This is a genomic window from Mesorhizobium sp. B3-2-1 (assembly GCF_006439515.1).
Taxonomy (GTDB): domain Bacteria; phylum Pseudomonadota; class Alphaproteobacteria; order Rhizobiales; family Rhizobiaceae; genus Mesorhizobium.
On sequence record NZ_VFTI01000024.1, the window covers coordinates 29761 to 43438 of the forward strand.

The following is a 13678-nucleotide window of genomic DNA, read 5'->3' on the forward strand; positions in this document are numbered from 1 at the left end:
CCCTGCTCAGATCCAGCGCCGCACTCTTTTTGCATAATCGCGGTATTTCTTGCCGAATTTCGCCGCCAACATCTTTTCCTCGCGCTCGATCGCGACCTTCTGGGTGGCGAAGGCGGCGACGAAGGCAAGCAGGAAAAACCAGGCGATGCCCGAGACGAAGGCAACGCCGATCAACAGCAGCGTATTGGCCAGGTACATCGGGTTGCGGGTGACGCCGAAGGGACCGGTCGTGACGAGATGATCGGGTACGGCGTTGGGATTGAGCGTTGTCCTGGCCCGTATCATGGTGCGGATTGCGGTGAACCAGAGTACGGCGACGGTGAACAGTGCCACCCAGCCGGCGGCGAACAGAATGTCGCCCAGGAGGTCGCCGATCCAGGGCAAGGGATAGAGCATGCCGAGGATGATGCTGATCGCGATCGCGGCAGCGTAGATCACCGGCGGCCACGGTATCACCCCAGGCTTCGGTTCGGTCCCAGGCTTCGGCTCGATCATTGTGTCCCTCCCTCCGTCATCTTGTCGTCGGTCTTGGCGGTGCACGTTGCGGCAAGATCGGACAGATGCGCCCTGAAGTCGGCAGTCTGGTCGTTGTCGAAGAGCCGATCAAGAGAGCCTTCACCTTGAAGCGTATCGAGCATGCAGCCGCAATAGCTCGAACAGAAGGTTGCGTTGCGCATCTGCTCGCACGAGCGCTGGCAGGTTTTCAGGAAATTGACCTGCGGAGGCTCGACCTGGGCCGGCATCACTTGTGAGAACAGCCAGACGCAACCGATCAGCAGCGGCTGGTGGATCAGGTAGAAGGCCAGGCTGTGGCGGCCGATGAAGACCAGCGGATTGGCCCAACGGCCGGGCACGAGGCTCGCCAGGCGTGCCCGTATGCCGGAAGCGGACGCCAGTTTCGTCACCGCAATGCCCCCAAGCACCGCGCCGAACCAGGGGAACAGCGGCACGTAGTCGTTGGAACGCGGATTGACGGCGGAAAGGCCGATCCACCACAGCCAGGGGTGATCGAGGTCCTCGAAGCGCAGGTAGACGGGCGCGGCGATGACGAGCGCGGCGACGACAAGCGTCAGCAGCGCCGGCAGGCGCAGGAAGGCGAGGCCAAGCAGGCTGGCGAGTGCGATCTCGTGCAGGATGCCGAAGAAGATGAATCCGTCGGGCGTGACGATGCGGGTAACGACCGAGATGGTGATCGCAGCACCTGCGACCATGGCGAACCGCTTCCAGAAGCCGTTCCAGCGGATTTGCCGGCCATGCGCGAGATACAGGCTGACGCCGACCAGGAACAGGAAGGTCGAGGCGATGCAGCGGGCGTAGATCTTCCACCAGCCGAAGGCGGTGAGACCGGGATCGGTGTAGCCGAAGAATTCCAGATCCCAGGTGAAATGGTAGCTCGCCATCGCGATCAGCGCGACGCCGCGCAAAATATCGATCGCGGCGATGCGCTTCGATGGCTCCGGAGCGGGTGCGGTCGGCGTGTGGATGCTCATGGTCTCGCGATCTGATTCAACCCCAACAAGACGACTATCACGGTTGCACCGGATAGAAGAAGACCGGTCGCCCTTGGCCCGGGCCGCGCGGCGGGTCCGCGCCAGCCACCGGGTTAGGCCACTGCGGGAAAGCCTTTGACCGGCTTCGCTTTTGCCGGATGTGCGTCGGTTTCCTCTTAATGGGCCTGAAATGTCCACGGCAGATTTGACGTCGCGATTCTGCTTTGGGGAAGCAATGTCCACGCATGTGCGCCATCCGATCTGGCTTCCGGCCCTCAAGGCCGCGGATGCGCGCACCTTCGCCTCGCTCTACGCGGTGGAATCCTTCGCCCGCGCCATGGTGTCGAGCGTCATACCGATCCAGGCCTACGAGATCCTCCACAACGAGCAGATCGTCTCGATCCTCTATACCGTCGTTTCCATGCTCGGCCTGTCGGTGACCTTGTTCATGCCGATGCTGATCCGCCGCTTTGCGCGGCGCTGGGTCTACACGGCAGGCGCCTGCCTGCTCGCCATCGGCTCGCTGTTCTTCGTCACGCACACGCTCGCCGGGCAACTGGCCGGCATGCTGTGCCGGGTGATGGGTGCCAGTGCGCTTTCGATCACGCTCAACCTCTACATCATGGACCACATCCGCAAGACCGACTTCATGCAAGCCGAATCGCTGCGCATGGCGTGGTCGATGGTCGCCTGGACGGGCGGGCCGACGCTCGGCATCTTCCTTTACGCGCATTTCGGCATCTACGCCGCGCATGGCGCGGTGGCGGTTTTCGCCATGGCCTTGCTGGCGCTGTTCTGGACGTACCGGCTGGGCGACAACCCGTCGATCCGCCCCGGCAAGACGCGGCCGGCCAATCCGCTCGCCAATATCGGCCGCTTCGTGGCACAGCCGAGGCTCAGGCTCGCCTGGCTGATCGCCTTCGGCCGATCCTGCTTCTGGACGACGTTCTTCGTCTATGGACCGCTGTTCATGGTGATCACCGGCGAGGGTGAACTGGCGGGCGGCCTGCTGGTCTCGGCCGGCAATGCGCTGCTGTTCATGGCGATCTTCTGGGGCAAGGCGGGAAAGCGCTTTGGCGGCCGCCGGACCATGACATTTGCCTATTTCGCCATGTCGGCGACGCTGCTGGCCGCCGGTGCCGTGGGCGAAACCGTACCGCTGCTCACCGGCGCCTTCCTGTTGTGCGGCGCCTTCTTCACCATCGCACTCGATGCGCTGGGTTCGACCGCCTTCATGCGCTCGGTGCGCTCCTATGAGCGCGCGCAGATGGCGGCGGTCTACCGCACCTATCTCGACTTTTCCGAACTGACGCCGCCGCTGGTCTATTCGGTGGTACTGGCCTTCTTCGGACTGGGATCGGTGTTCGTCACGCTCGGCCTGCTGGCGGCGTTTTGCGGCTTCATGACGTGGCACTACCTGCCGAAGTCTCTGTAAAAATCAGGGCGAAAGCGCCGTATGGCGCTCGCGTACCCAATTGTGGAAACGATGCAAGTCGTACTCCTCGGGCATCAGCACGCCGGCTGTATGACGCATCGAGCGCAGGCCTTTCTGGTTGACCTCGCAGATCGCGGCATCCTCCTCCAGCACCTGCGTGCCGAAGGCGACGATGTTGTCGATATCGGTCTCGGCGAGCGCCTCGGGCGCGAACAGCCATTCAGCGGTCAATTCGGTCTGTTCCGGACCCAGCGGCACCAGCCGCACGGTCCTGACATAGTCGACATGGCCGACGATGAACATCGAGGGCAGGCTGCTGGCGTAAGTCTGGCCGGCGGTGCGTTCCGCCTGCGTCAAGCCCGGGAAGACCGGCCCATGCGTCTGCCCGTCACGCGACCATGTTTCAGCCCCGGCGCGCAGGCCTCCGGAAAACTCCGGCGCATCATTGGCGGCATGGCGCGCCCATTCGGGATCGTCATGCCGGCTCATCAGACCGCGGCCATAGATGGGCACAAGCCGCGACAGGTCCTTGTGGACGCCCGGGCAGTGCAGGCACTCGTTGAAGTTCTCCCAGAAAATCTTCCAGTTGCAGTTCATGACCTTGCGCAGCACATGGCCCGACACCAGCGTGTCCAGCGGCCAGTTGCCGAGGTCGCCGGAGGCCGGGTCGAAGGATGACTGCGCCGAGCCGGCGGCATCTTCAGCAAGATTGACGAAGACGAAGCCCCGCCACACCGAGAGTGCGACGCGATAAAGCGGATAATCGGCCTTGTCGAAGCCATCAGGCAGCGACTTCGATGGCACGCGCACAAGGTCGCCGCGCAGCGAATAGGACCAGGCATGATACGGGCAGGTGATCAGCCGCGCCTTCAGCCGTCCTTCGCTTTCCTGGCAAAGCTGCGAGCCGCGATGCCGGCACGTGTTGTGGAAGGCACGCAACGCACCGGTCTCGTCGCGCAGGACAAGAATTTCCTGCGTACCGACGCGGAAGGTGCGGAATGCCAAAGGCTGGGCAAGGTCGGCCTCGCGGCAGACGAGCAGCCAGTCTCTGTACCAGATGGCGTCGAGATCACGCTGATAGTTCTCCTGGTCCCAATAGGCCGATGAGGGCAGCGACGGCTCGCTTCGGGTCAGGCCGTTATAGGGCTCGCGCTCGCTGGCATCGGGCTGCATGGCTGGCTTCCTGTGCGGGTTGCCAGCCGACACCCGGCCATGGAGTTTGTCAATCAGGACGGGATGGGAGCGGCTTTGCCGATACGACGCTCCTGCGCTGGCGGCTGTCGGAATTTGGTTTGCCGCGCGCGGCGAATTTCCCTATAGTCACCAGCGTCGTCGGTTCCTTTTTGGAGCCAAGAGGGAATGCGGTGCGGACAGGAATTCCTGTCTAATGCCGTGGCTGCCCCCGCAACTGTGTGCGGTAGTCCTCTCCATATGCCACTGAAGGTTTTCCTTCGGGAAGGTGGGGAAGGGCGCTTATCCGCGAGCCAGGAGACCTGCCGGCGACAGGAAACTGACTTCGATGCCCTCGGGTGGAGGGCGAAAGGACAAGACATGACTACCGCTTCCGTCTCCCTCGGCGCCTCCGTCTCCTCGCAGTCGCGCCTCATGCAGCTCGCGCTCGCGGCGCTGCTCGGCATCTTCGTCGTCGGCTTTGTCGGTTTCTCGCATATCGATGCGGTCCACAATGCCGCCCACGACTATCGCCACTCGATGGCGTTTCCCTGCCACTGACGAGGATCTGACATCATGAATCTGTTTCGCAACGTCGTGTTCGTCGCGGCGATCGCGGGGCTCGTGGCCGGTGTCGTTCTCGCCTGCATGCAGGCCTATGCGACAGTGCCGCTGATCCTCAAGGCGGAGGTCTACGAAAAGGCCGGCGGCGGCCATCACCACGACCATGGCGCGGCACCCGCCGCAACCGATACCAGCGCCGTAAGCACGGTCGCGCCCGCTGGGAATGCGATGAGTTCTGCCGCGCCAGCAGCCGTCGAAGCCAAGACGCCGGCGGAGGAAGACGAAGCCTGGGCGCCGGCCGACGGTTTCGAGCGTTTCGCCTTCAGCGTGGTTGCCAATATCGTCACCGGCATCGGTTTCGCGCTGGTCCTGGTCGCGGTTTCCGAGTTTGCCGGCGGCATCGGCAATTGGCGCCAGGGCGTGTTCTGGGGGCTGGCCGGCTTTGCCGTGTTCACGCTGGCGCCTGGCCTCGGCCTGCAGCCGGAACTGCCGGCAATGCCGGCGGCCGATCTTCTTCCGCGTCAGATCTGGTGGACGGCAACGGCGGCGGCGACCGCCATCGGCCTTGGCCTGATCGTGTTTCGCAGATCGCTGCCGTTGACCATTCTCGCCGTCTTGCTGATCGTCGCCCCGCATATCGTCGGCGCGCCGCAGCCCGACAGTTTCGAAACACCGATCCCGGAAGGCCTGCACCACCAGTTCGTGGTGGCGGTGACGGTGACCAATCTGGTGTTCTGGCTGGTGCTCGGCGCCGTCGTCGGCGTGGTGCGCAGACGCTTCACCGGCACGGCGACCAGCCTGCGCGACAGCTTTGCCTGATCGCCGCAAGCTGACCTTCATCATCGGTGGCGCGCGCTCCGGCAAGAGCGCGCACGCCGAAACCCTGGTGGCGGCATTGCCCTCGCCATGGGCCTATATCGCCACGGCGCAAGCCTATGACGACGAGATGCGCGAGCGCATCGCGTTGCACCGCTCGCGGCGCGGCGAAGGGTGGTCGACCATCGATGCGCCACTCGACCTTGCCGAAGCGCTGGAAGCCTTGCCGGATGATCAGCCGGTGCTTGTCGACTGCCTGACGCTGTGGCTGACCAATCACATGCTGGCCGACCACGACGTGGACGCGGCGTGCCGACGGCTGGCCTACGTGCTGTCGCGGCCGCGCGGACCATGGATCGTGGTATCGAACGAGGTCGGGCAAGGTATCGTGCCCGACAATGCGCTGGCGCGGCGTTTTCGCGACGACGCCGGCCGGCTCAACCAGCGGGTCGCCGCGGTCGCCGACACGGTGCTGCTGATGGTGGCGGGGCTACCGCTCAAGGTGAAGTGAAATGACTGACATCGACGACAAGGATGAAGAACGCCATCGCGCCAAAATGGCCAAGCGCAAGGCGGTGCAGGACGCCGAGGTTGCTGGCAAGACGATCGAGAAGGGGTTGCTGATCGTCAACACCGGTCCCGGCAAGGGCAAGACCACGGCCGCCTTCGGGCTGGCGCTTAGAATGCTCGGCTACGGCAAGCGCGTCGGTGTCGTGCAGTTCATCAAGGGCAGATGGCACACAGGCGAGAAGGACGCTTTCGCCGCCTTTGGCGACCGGGTCGTCTGGCACGCCATGGGCGAGGGTTTCACCTGGGAGACGCAGGATTTGAAGCGCGACATCGCGGCCGCCGAGGCTGCCTGGGCCAAAGCGCGGGAATTGATCGACGATCCCTCGATCAGCCTTGTCGTGCTCGACGAACTCAACATCGCGCTGCGCTACGATTATCTCGATCTCGACAAGGTGGTAGCGGCGCTGAAGGGCCGGCGCGAGGGCCTGCATGTCGTCGTTACCGGCCGCAACGCCAAGCCAGCGCTGATCGGGGCCGCCGATCTGGTCACCGAGATGGGCGTGACCAAGCATCATTTCTCGGCGGGCGTGAAAGCTCAGCAGGGGATCGAGTTCTGATTGTTCACCAACCGGAGGCTGTTCATTGGAGCAAGCAGTAATCGTCTATCTTCTTCTCAGCGACGGTCAGTTCGGAACGCCACAGGAACGAGAAACCATTATCGCTCTTGAGCAGAGACTGGAGCAAGCTGTCGGGAACGCATCCGCAGGCGAGTTTGATGGCGATGAATTTGGTGGGGGCAAATGTGTCCTCTACATGTATGGACCGGATGCCGAACGACTTTTTGCTGTCATCGAACCCGTGCTCAAATCTTCTCCTGCAGCTACCGGTGGCTATGCGATCAAAAGGTTCGGGAAGGCAGCAAATCCAAATGCAAAAGAGGCCCGTGTTAGCTGGTGAGGCAGTTCGCAACCGCTCCGGACGATCACACTACAAAAACAACCACCGAGACCAGCCCAAACAGGCCAATCAGCAGATAATCGGCGACTCGATAGAGGGTTAGCGCCCGCCTTATGTCGAGGCTGTCGGCTTCGCGCCGGCCGCCTTCGCCCATGAAAATGTCGTCCACCACCACGCCGCCATAGCTGCGTGGCCCGGCGAGCGCCAGGCCAAGCGCGCCGGCCATCGCTGCTTCCGGCCAGCCGGCATTGGGCGAGCGGTGTTTTTTCGCGTCGCGCCGTACCGCCTGCCAGGCATTGCTGGGGTCGGTGCCCTTAACCAGGAAAGCCGCCAGCACGATCAGCAGCGCCGTCAGCCGTGATGCCGGCAGGTTGATCCAATCGTCGAAGCGCGCCGCCGCCCAGCCGAAGGCCTCGTGGCGTGGGGTGCGGTGGCCGATCATCGAATCGGCGGTGTTGGCCGCCTTGTAGGCGGCGCCGCCGGCCAGCCCGCCGACGCCGATCCAGAAGGCTGGGGCGACGATGCCATCGGAAAAATTCTCCGCCAGGCTTTCGATCGCGGCACGGCAGACGCCGGCGCGATCCAGCGTTTCTGGATCACGGCCGACGATCCGCGAGACGGCGGCTCGGCCCATGTCGAGGCCTCCACTGTCGAGCGCGTCGGCGACGGCTTCGACATGTTCATAGAGGCTCTTCTGCGACAGAAGCGATGTCGCCAGAAGGACGGCAATGATCCACCCCAAGGGGACGAACCAGAGTAGAACAAGCTGCACGCAAAGACCTGTTAGCGCCGGCATCAGCACAATGACCAAAAGCGCCTGGACACCGCGTTGACGACGCAGCGCGTCGGGATCAGTGGCGCGGTTGAGGCTTAAGTCGAGAAAGGATATGAGCCTGCCGAACCACGTCACCGGATGGCCGATGGCGCGAAACAGCCAGTCGGGATAACCGAGGGCGAATTCGACAACCAATGACAGGAAAGCGATCAGGACTGACATGAGGCTTCTTGAAGGAGCGGTGGACCATGGTGGAAGTCTTGGCCGGGCAAGGGCGCTTTTCCCCAGTGCCGTGCTGCCTTTCGTCGACCTCTCGACCGGTATCAATCCGCACTCCTACCCGCTTTTCGACCTGCCCGCCACCTCCCTGTGGCGATTGCCGGAGGCCGCGCGTGGGCGCGAACTGATTGAGATCGCGGCCAAGACATATGGCGCGCCTTCCGCAGGAAACGTCGTGGCGGCGCCCGGTACGCAGATCCTGCTGCCGCGGGTGACTTCGCTGGTGAAGCCCGGCAAGGCATTGGTGCTGGGGCCGACCTATGCCGAACACGCCCGGGCGGCCGCGATTGCCGGGCACGAGGTGGTCGAGGTCCGTGACTTCGCGGCGCTGGCCGAAGCCGACCTCGCCATCATCGTCAATCCGAACAATCCGGATGGGCGCATCATCGAGCGTGACCGGCTGCTGGCGCTGGCTGCCGGACTTCGCGCCAAGGGCGGGCTGCTGGTCGTCGACGAGGCGTTCATGGATGTCGGTCCACGCGAACACAGTCTCGCCGCCTATGTCGGCCAGGGTGGCATCATCGTACTGCGTTCCTTCGGCAAGTTCTTTGGTCTGGCCGGTCTACGGCTTGGGTTCGCGCTTGCCGATGCGCCGACGGCTGAACGGCTGAACATGCAGTTCGGGCCGTGGGCCGTCGCCGGACCGGCACTGGAATACGGCATCCGCGCGCTCGCCGATCTCGACTGGCAGGATGCGATGCGGACGTCGCTGGCGGATGCCGCGGCGCGGCTCGATGCGCTGTTCGGTCGTTTCGGCATTCGCGTCGCGGGCGGCACCACATTGTTCCGCTATCTCAGCCTGCCCGATGCCGGCGGCCTGTTTTCCGCGCTTGGCGAGAGCGGCATCTTGCTCCGGCATTTCTCCGACCGGCCGCATGTCCTGCGCGCCGGTCTGCCGGGGAGTGAGGAGGAATGGCGCAGGCTTGAATCCGCTCTTGCGGACTGGGCGTCGCGGCGCGAGGATCGGTCGAAAGGTTCGAAACAATGATCCATGTCTGCTCGCTGGCGAAGATCGAGGAAACCGTGGCCAGGACCGGCGCCGACCGCATGCTGTCGCTGCTTGCGGCCGGCACCGAGGTGGTGCGTCCGGCTTCGATCCCCAGGGAAAACCACCTGCATCTGGTCATGCATGACATCGCGGTGGCGCAGGAGGGCATGACCATGCCGGGCGAGGAGCATGTGCGCAACCTGCTCGATTTCGCGCGCCGCTGGGACCGGGTGAAGCCCATGGTCGTGCATTGCTATGCCGGCATCAGCCGCTCGACCGCTTCGGCCTATATTATCGCCGCAGCTTTGGCGCCGAAACGCGACGAGGTGGAACTGGCGCAGACGTTGCGCGCGCTGTCGCCTTCGGCGACGCCCAATCCGCGGCTGATCGCGGCGGCGGACACGCTGCTCGACCGCAATGGCCGCATGATCGAGGCGATCGAGGCGATCGGGCGCGGCGCCGACGCCTTCGAAGGCACGCCCTTCGCCCTCAAGATCGACGGCTAGCTACTTCAGCCACTCGGCGAGCTTTGCCTTGCGCACGTCCCGCACCAGGCCGATGAAGCCGTCGGCCTGATATTCCGCGGTCAATCGGCCTTTCTCTGCCGTTGCAATGCTGGCATCACCGACCACGCCGTTCGGGTTGAGATCGCTGGCGATCCAGGCAAAGGCATGCGTGCCGGTCTGGCGCAGCAGCGCGAATTCCTTCTCGGCGTCCGCGACGTTGGAAACGAAATTGTCGGCCTTGCCCATGTCGACGAGATCCGGCCGGAAATGCAGCATCAGCGAAGTCTCGACGTCGCCGCCATGAATGCCGTGACGGTCCTCGAGCTCGGTGTACATGCCGGCCGGGCGGCCAAAGCGCTGCCAGCTGGTCTTCACCGCCAGCATCTTTTCGCGCACGCGCAGTTCGCGCGTGACGATGCCCATGATCTCTTCATTGCCGCCATGCGAATTGACGACGATGAGCTTGCGCACGCCGGCGCGCGCGATCGACAGGCCTAGCTCGGTCCACGCCTCGATCAGCGTCGTTGCCGGCAGGGTCAGTGTGCCCGGCGCGTGCAGATGCTCGTTCGACTTGCCCACCGCCTGGACCGGCAGGATGCGGATGTCGAGGTCCTCGGGCAGGCGTGAAATCACCGTGTCGAGCATGCCGTTCATGATCGAGGTGTCGGTCGAGACGGGCAGATGCGGCCCATGCTGCTCGATCGCCGCGACCGGCAGCACGGCTATCGTCGCCTCGGGATCCATCGAGGCATACTCGGTTGTCCGGTAGTCGCCCCACCAGACGCGTCTTTTTGCTACGGTCATGTCACGCCTCTTCAAATGAACAGGGCAGACCTAGCGCGGTGCGGCCGGCCTGTCGATCACCCGGCCGCGATGGCTTCGACCTCGACCTTGAATTCGGGCCGGGCAAAGCCGGAAACGATCATCAGCGTCGAGGCCGGCGCCGGGCTCGAAAACAGCCGGTCGCGAACCTCCATATAGGGCCGCAGATGCGCACGGTCGGTGACGTAGGCATTGATGCGCACGATGTCGCCAAGTCCCAGCCCGGCCTCGCCCAGGATCGCCGCGATGTTCCTGAAGCAGAGTTCTGCCTGCGCACCGGCGTCTTCCGGGATCTGGTCGTCCGCCGTGATGGCAACCTGGCCGGAGCACAGCACCAGCCTCTTGCCGGCCGGCACCTCGACGCCGTGGCTGTAACGGGCAAAGGGCGGCTTGATCGACTTCGGGGCGAGGAACTTGAACATGGCAATCTCCTGGATATCGCCAGCCTAAGGCCGGATGCCTTGCACCATCAAGATGGCAGTGCATGTCGCCGGTGCGATTGTGGACAGGCGTTCAAAAAATAGGCACGATGCCCTTCGGTGCAGCACGACCTTTCCGGCTTTCGCAGATGGCTGTGGTGCAGGCGGGCGGGTCCTGGCGAGCGACGCCGGTGGCATGTGTCTTGCTTCTTGAATCTTTGGTGTCAAGCACGGCGCGCAGCGCGCCGGTGCAAAATAAGGGCGGTGTCAATGTACGTGAAACAGAAGATTTCGGTCGCGGTGGTGGCGCTCCTTGCGGGCAGCACTCTGGGTGCGGCGGCGAATGAAAAAGTCACCTTCGGCACCAACTGGCTCGCCGAGCCGGAACATGGCGGCTATTACCAGGCCGTGGCGGATGGCACCTATGCCGCCTGTGGTCTCGACGTCACCATCATGCAGGGCGGCCCGCAGGTCAGCGGCCGGCCGATGCTCCTGGCCGGCAAGATCGATTTCTACATGGGCGGCAATTTGCTGTCGGCCTTCGATGCCGTCCAGCAGGGCATTCCGATGCGTGTCGTGGCCGCCGACTTCCAGAAGGATCCGCAGGTCATCATGTCCCACCCCGGTGAGGGGCTGGACAAATGGGAAGACCTGAAGAATGCCGACCAGTACATTCTGGGCGATGAAGGTGCGCAGACCTTCTTCCAGTGGATGGTCATCGAACTCGGCTTCGACGCGTCAAAGCGCGTGCCCTATACCTACAACACCGCTCCTTTCATCGCCAACAAGAAGTCGATCCAGCAGGGCTACGTCACTTCGGAGCCATTCGCGGTCAAGAAGGAAGGCGGCTTCGTGCCGAACCAGTTCCTGCTCGCCGACTACGGTTGGGACACCTATTCGACCACGATCGAGGTGATGCAGGACACGATCGACAAGAAACCCGAGGTGGTCCAGTGCTTCGTCGATGGCTCGGCCAAGGGCTGGTACAAGTACCTCTACGGCGACAACAAGGCCGCCAACGACATGATCAAGAAAGACAATCCTGACATGAGCGACGAGCAGATCGCCTTCTCGATCGAGCAGATGAAGAAGTTCGGCCTTGCCGATTCCGGCGACACAGAGAAACTCGGCATCGGCGCCATGACCGATGCGCGGATCAAGAGTTTCTACGACAAGATGGTCAAGGCCAAGGTCACGCCTGCAGGCATCGACATCACGAAGGCCTACACGCTGGCCTTCATCAACAAGGGTGTCGGGCTCGAGCTGAAGAAATAGGCCGGCCCGGCATGATGCGGGAACAGGTGGCGAAAACGCCCGCCTCGGACATGGCTCCGACCTTGCTGGCGCTGCGTGGCGTCGGCAAGGTCTTTTCCAATGGCGTGACGGCGCTCAGCGATGTCGACCTGACGATCCGGGAAGGGGATTTCCTCAGCTTGCTCGGGCCGTCGGGCTGCGGCAAGTCGACGGCGCTGCGGCTGATTGCCGGCCTGTCGACGCCGACATCGGGTGGGCTCGACTGGCGCGGCGGCGGTTCGCTCGACCGCGCCAATATCGGCTTTGTTTTCCAGGAGCCGACGCTGCTGCCCTGGGCCAGCGTCTTCGACAATGTCTGGCTGCCGCTCAGGCTGAAAGGCATTTCCCGCGCCAAGGCCGCCCCGGCGATCACGGAGATGCTGGCGCGGGTGCACCTGACCGGCTTCGAGGACGCCGTGCCGCGCGAGCTGTCCGGCGGCATGAAGATGCGTGTCTCGATCGCGCGGGCCATGGTGACCAAGCCGCGCGTGCTGTTGATGGACGAGCCGTTCGCGGCGCTCGACGAGATCACCCGCTTCAAGCTCAACAACGATCTGCTGGAACTGTGGCAGGATGAGCGCTTCACCGTCGTCTTCGTCACCCACAGTGTGTTCGAAAGCGTCTTTCTGTCCAACCGCGTCGTCGTCATGGCGGCGCGGCCGGGCAGGGTGTTCGACGAACTCGCCATCGAGGCCTCCTATCCGCGCGACGAGGCTTTCCGCACCTCGCCGGATTATGCGGCCCTCTGCCGGCAAGCCTCGGATGTGCTGGTCAATGCCATCAATTCAACAGCGGGCTCGCATCATGACGGTCATTGACGGCACGTTGAAACTCGACCCCGAGGAAGCGCGCCGCGTGCGCCAGGAACGGCTCGAGCGGATCGGCCGCTGGGTGCTGCCGCTGGCGATCATGATCCTGGCGATCTGGCTGTGGGACCGTATCTGCGTGTGGAACGGGATTCCGCAGTACATCCTGCCGCGACCCGGCGTCGTGCTGACAACGCTCTACAACGATGCCGGCCTGCTGTTTTCCGCACTGCTGGTCACCTTGCGCATCACCTTCCTCAGTCTGCTGCTCGCGGTTGTCGGCGGGGTCGGGCTGGCGGTCTTGTTCGCCCAGTCGAAGTGGGTGGAGATGTCGTTCTTCCCGTTCGCCATCGTGCTGCAGGTAACGCCGATCGTGGCGATCTTTCCGCTGATCAACATCTATGTCGACAATCAGACGACCAAGCTTCTGCTCTGCGCCTGGATCGTCGCCTTCTTCCCGATCCTGTCCAACACCACGCTTGGCCTCAACTCGGTCGACCGCAATCTGCGCGACCTATTCAAGCTCAACGGCGCGACGCGCTGGCAGCAGCTGCGCTATCTCAGGCTGCCGGCGGCGATGCCGTATTTTCTCGGTGGGCTGAAGATCGCCGGCGGCCTGTCGCTGATCGGCGCCGTGGTCGCCGAGTTCGTCGCCGGCACCACCGGTCAGTCCTCGGGGCTGGCGTCGCGCATCATCGAGGCCGGCTACCGGCTGAATGCGCCCAGGCTGTTCGCGGCGCTGTTTTTGATTTCGCTTACCGGCATCCTGATCTTCCTCGTGCTGTCGCTGATTTCGCATCTCATTCTGCGGCGCTGGCACGAGAGCGCGCTGAAGCAGGAGCGCTAGT

17 protein-coding genes and 1 riboswitch are annotated in these 13678 nt (G+C 63.7%); of the genes, 11 read left to right on the forward strand and 6 right to left on the reverse strand.

Features of this window, described 5'->3' with window-relative positions; all coding sequences use genetic code 11:
• Nucleotides 1–6: 6 nt before the first annotated feature.
• A complete protein-coding gene (locus FJW08_RS22720; protein WP_140812376.1) occupies nt 7–495 on the reverse strand; it encodes an isoprenylcysteine carboxylmethyltransferase family protein in 489 nt (162 codons plus the stop codon).
• Nucleotides 492–1490, reverse strand: coding sequence for a DUF1624 domain-containing protein (locus tag FJW08_RS22725; protein ID WP_140812377.1), 999 nt, complete (start codon nt 1488–1490; stop codon nt 492–494). The genes FJW08_RS22720 and FJW08_RS22725 overlap by 4 nt, the downstream gene beginning before the upstream one ends.
• A gap of 235 nt (nt 1491–1725) precedes the next feature.
• On the opposite strand from FJW08_RS22725, the gene FJW08_RS22730 reads away from it, so the two are divergent.
• Nucleotides 1726–2925: an MFS transporter gene (locus FJW08_RS22730; RefSeq protein ID WP_140812378.1), complete on the forward strand. Its 1200-nt coding sequence runs from the start codon at nt 1726–1728 to the stop codon at nt 2923–2925.
• A gap of 3 nt (nt 2926–2928) precedes the next feature.
• Here FJW08_RS22730 and FJW08_RS22735 read toward each other — a convergent pair whose 3' ends face one another.
• The gene (locus tag FJW08_RS22735) at nt 2929–4098 is read right to left on the reverse strand and encodes an aromatic ring-hydroxylating dioxygenase subunit alpha (RefSeq protein ID WP_140812379.1); all 1170 of its coding nucleotides are present in this window, start codon (nt 4096–4098) and stop codon (nt 2929–2931) included.
• A gap of 143 nt (nt 4099–4241) precedes the next feature.
• Nucleotides 4242–4441, forward strand: a riboswitch (cobalamin riboswitch).
• Between the two features lie 35 nt (nt 4442–4476).
• Between FJW08_RS22735 and FJW08_RS22740 the strand changes: the two genes are divergently transcribed.
• From FJW08_RS22740 to FJW08_RS22760, 5 genes are read left to right on the forward strand one after another with little or no spacing between them, the layout of a single operon-like run.
• Nucleotides 4477–4656: a CbtB domain-containing protein gene (locus tag FJW08_RS22740; protein ID WP_140812380.1), complete on the forward strand. Its 180-nt coding sequence runs from the start codon at nt 4477–4479 to the stop codon at nt 4654–4656.
• A 15-nt stretch (nt 4657–4671) separates the two neighbouring features.
• Nucleotides 4672–5478: a CbtA family protein gene (locus FJW08_RS22745; protein WP_140812381.1), complete on the forward strand. Its 807-nt coding sequence runs from the start codon at nt 4672–4674 to the stop codon at nt 5476–5478.
• A complete protein-coding gene (gene cobU, locus FJW08_RS22750; protein WP_140812382.1) occupies nt 5471–5986 on the forward strand; it encodes a bifunctional adenosylcobinamide kinase/adenosylcobinamide-phosphate guanylyltransferase in 516 nt (171 codons plus the stop codon). Before FJW08_RS22745 ends, cobU begins: the two co-directional genes overlap by 8 nt.
• Nucleotide 5987: 1 nt before the next feature.
• Nucleotides 5988–6602 (forward strand): cob(I)yrinic acid a,c-diamide adenosyltransferase, encoded by a 615-nt coding sequence (gene cobO / locus FJW08_RS22755; protein ID WP_140812383.1) that lies wholly within the window; start codon nt 5988–5990, stop codon nt 6600–6602.
• A 25-nt stretch (nt 6603–6627) separates the two neighbouring features.
• Complete coding sequence (locus tag FJW08_RS22760; protein WP_140812384.1) at nt 6628–6942, forward strand: hypothetical protein; 315 nt, start codon at nt 6628–6630, stop codon at nt 6940–6942.
• Nucleotides 6943–6967: 25 nt separating this feature from the next.
• On the opposite strand, the gene cbiB is transcribed toward FJW08_RS22760, so the two are convergent.
• Complete coding sequence (gene cbiB / locus FJW08_RS22765) at nt 6968–7939, reverse strand: adenosylcobinamide-phosphate synthase CbiB (RefSeq protein ID WP_140812385.1); 972 nt, start codon at nt 7937–7939, stop codon at nt 6968–6970.
• Between cbiB and cobD the strand changes: the two genes are divergently transcribed.
• Both cobD and FJW08_RS22775 read left to right on the forward strand, forming a co-directional pair.
• Nucleotides 7938–8984 (forward strand): threonine-phosphate decarboxylase CobD, encoded by a 1047-nt coding sequence (gene cobD / locus FJW08_RS22770; RefSeq protein ID WP_140812386.1) that lies wholly within the window; start codon nt 7938–7940, stop codon nt 8982–8984. The genes cbiB and cobD overlap by 2 nt on opposite strands.
• Nucleotides 8981–9490 carry a tyrosine phosphatase family protein gene (locus FJW08_RS22775; protein ID WP_140758208.1) on the forward strand — a complete coding sequence of 170 codons (510 nt, stop codon included), beginning with the start codon at nt 8981–8983 and terminating at the stop codon, nt 9488–9490. Before cobD ends, FJW08_RS22775 begins: the two co-directional genes overlap by 4 nt.
• Here the strand turns inward: FJW08_RS22775 and FJW08_RS22780 are convergent, their stop codons facing one another.
• Both FJW08_RS22780 and FJW08_RS22785 read right to left on the reverse strand, forming a co-directional pair.
• Nucleotides 9491–10294, reverse strand: coding sequence for a creatininase family protein (locus FJW08_RS22780; RefSeq protein ID WP_140758209.1), 804 nt, complete (start codon nt 10292–10294; stop codon nt 9491–9493).
• 56 nt (nt 10295–10350) lie between these two features.
• Nucleotides 10351–10734 carry a RidA family protein gene (locus tag FJW08_RS22785; protein ID WP_140758210.1) on the reverse strand — a complete coding sequence of 128 codons (384 nt, stop codon included), beginning with the start codon at nt 10732–10734 and terminating at the stop codon, nt 10351–10353.
• Nucleotides 10735–11001: 267 nt separating this feature from the next.
• On the opposite strand from FJW08_RS22785, the gene FJW08_RS22790 reads away from it, so the two are divergent.
• The 3 genes from FJW08_RS22790 to FJW08_RS22800 are packed head-to-tail and all read left to right on the forward strand — an operon-like array spanning nt 11002 to nt 13677.
• Nucleotides 11002–12006: an ABC transporter substrate-binding protein gene (locus FJW08_RS22790; RefSeq protein ID WP_140758211.1), complete on the forward strand. Its 1005-nt coding sequence runs from the start codon at nt 11002–11004 to the stop codon at nt 12004–12006.
• Between the two features lie 11 nt (nt 12007–12017).
• Complete coding sequence (locus tag FJW08_RS22795) at nt 12018–12842, forward strand: ABC transporter ATP-binding protein (RefSeq protein ID WP_140812387.1); 825 nt, start codon at nt 12018–12020, stop codon at nt 12840–12842.
• Nucleotides 12829–13677 carry an ABC transporter permease gene (locus FJW08_RS22800; protein WP_140812388.1) on the forward strand — a complete coding sequence of 283 codons (849 nt, stop codon included), beginning with the start codon at nt 12829–12831 and terminating at the stop codon, nt 13675–13677. Before FJW08_RS22795 ends, FJW08_RS22800 begins: the two co-directional genes overlap by 14 nt.
• Nucleotide 13678 lies beyond the last annotated feature (1 nt).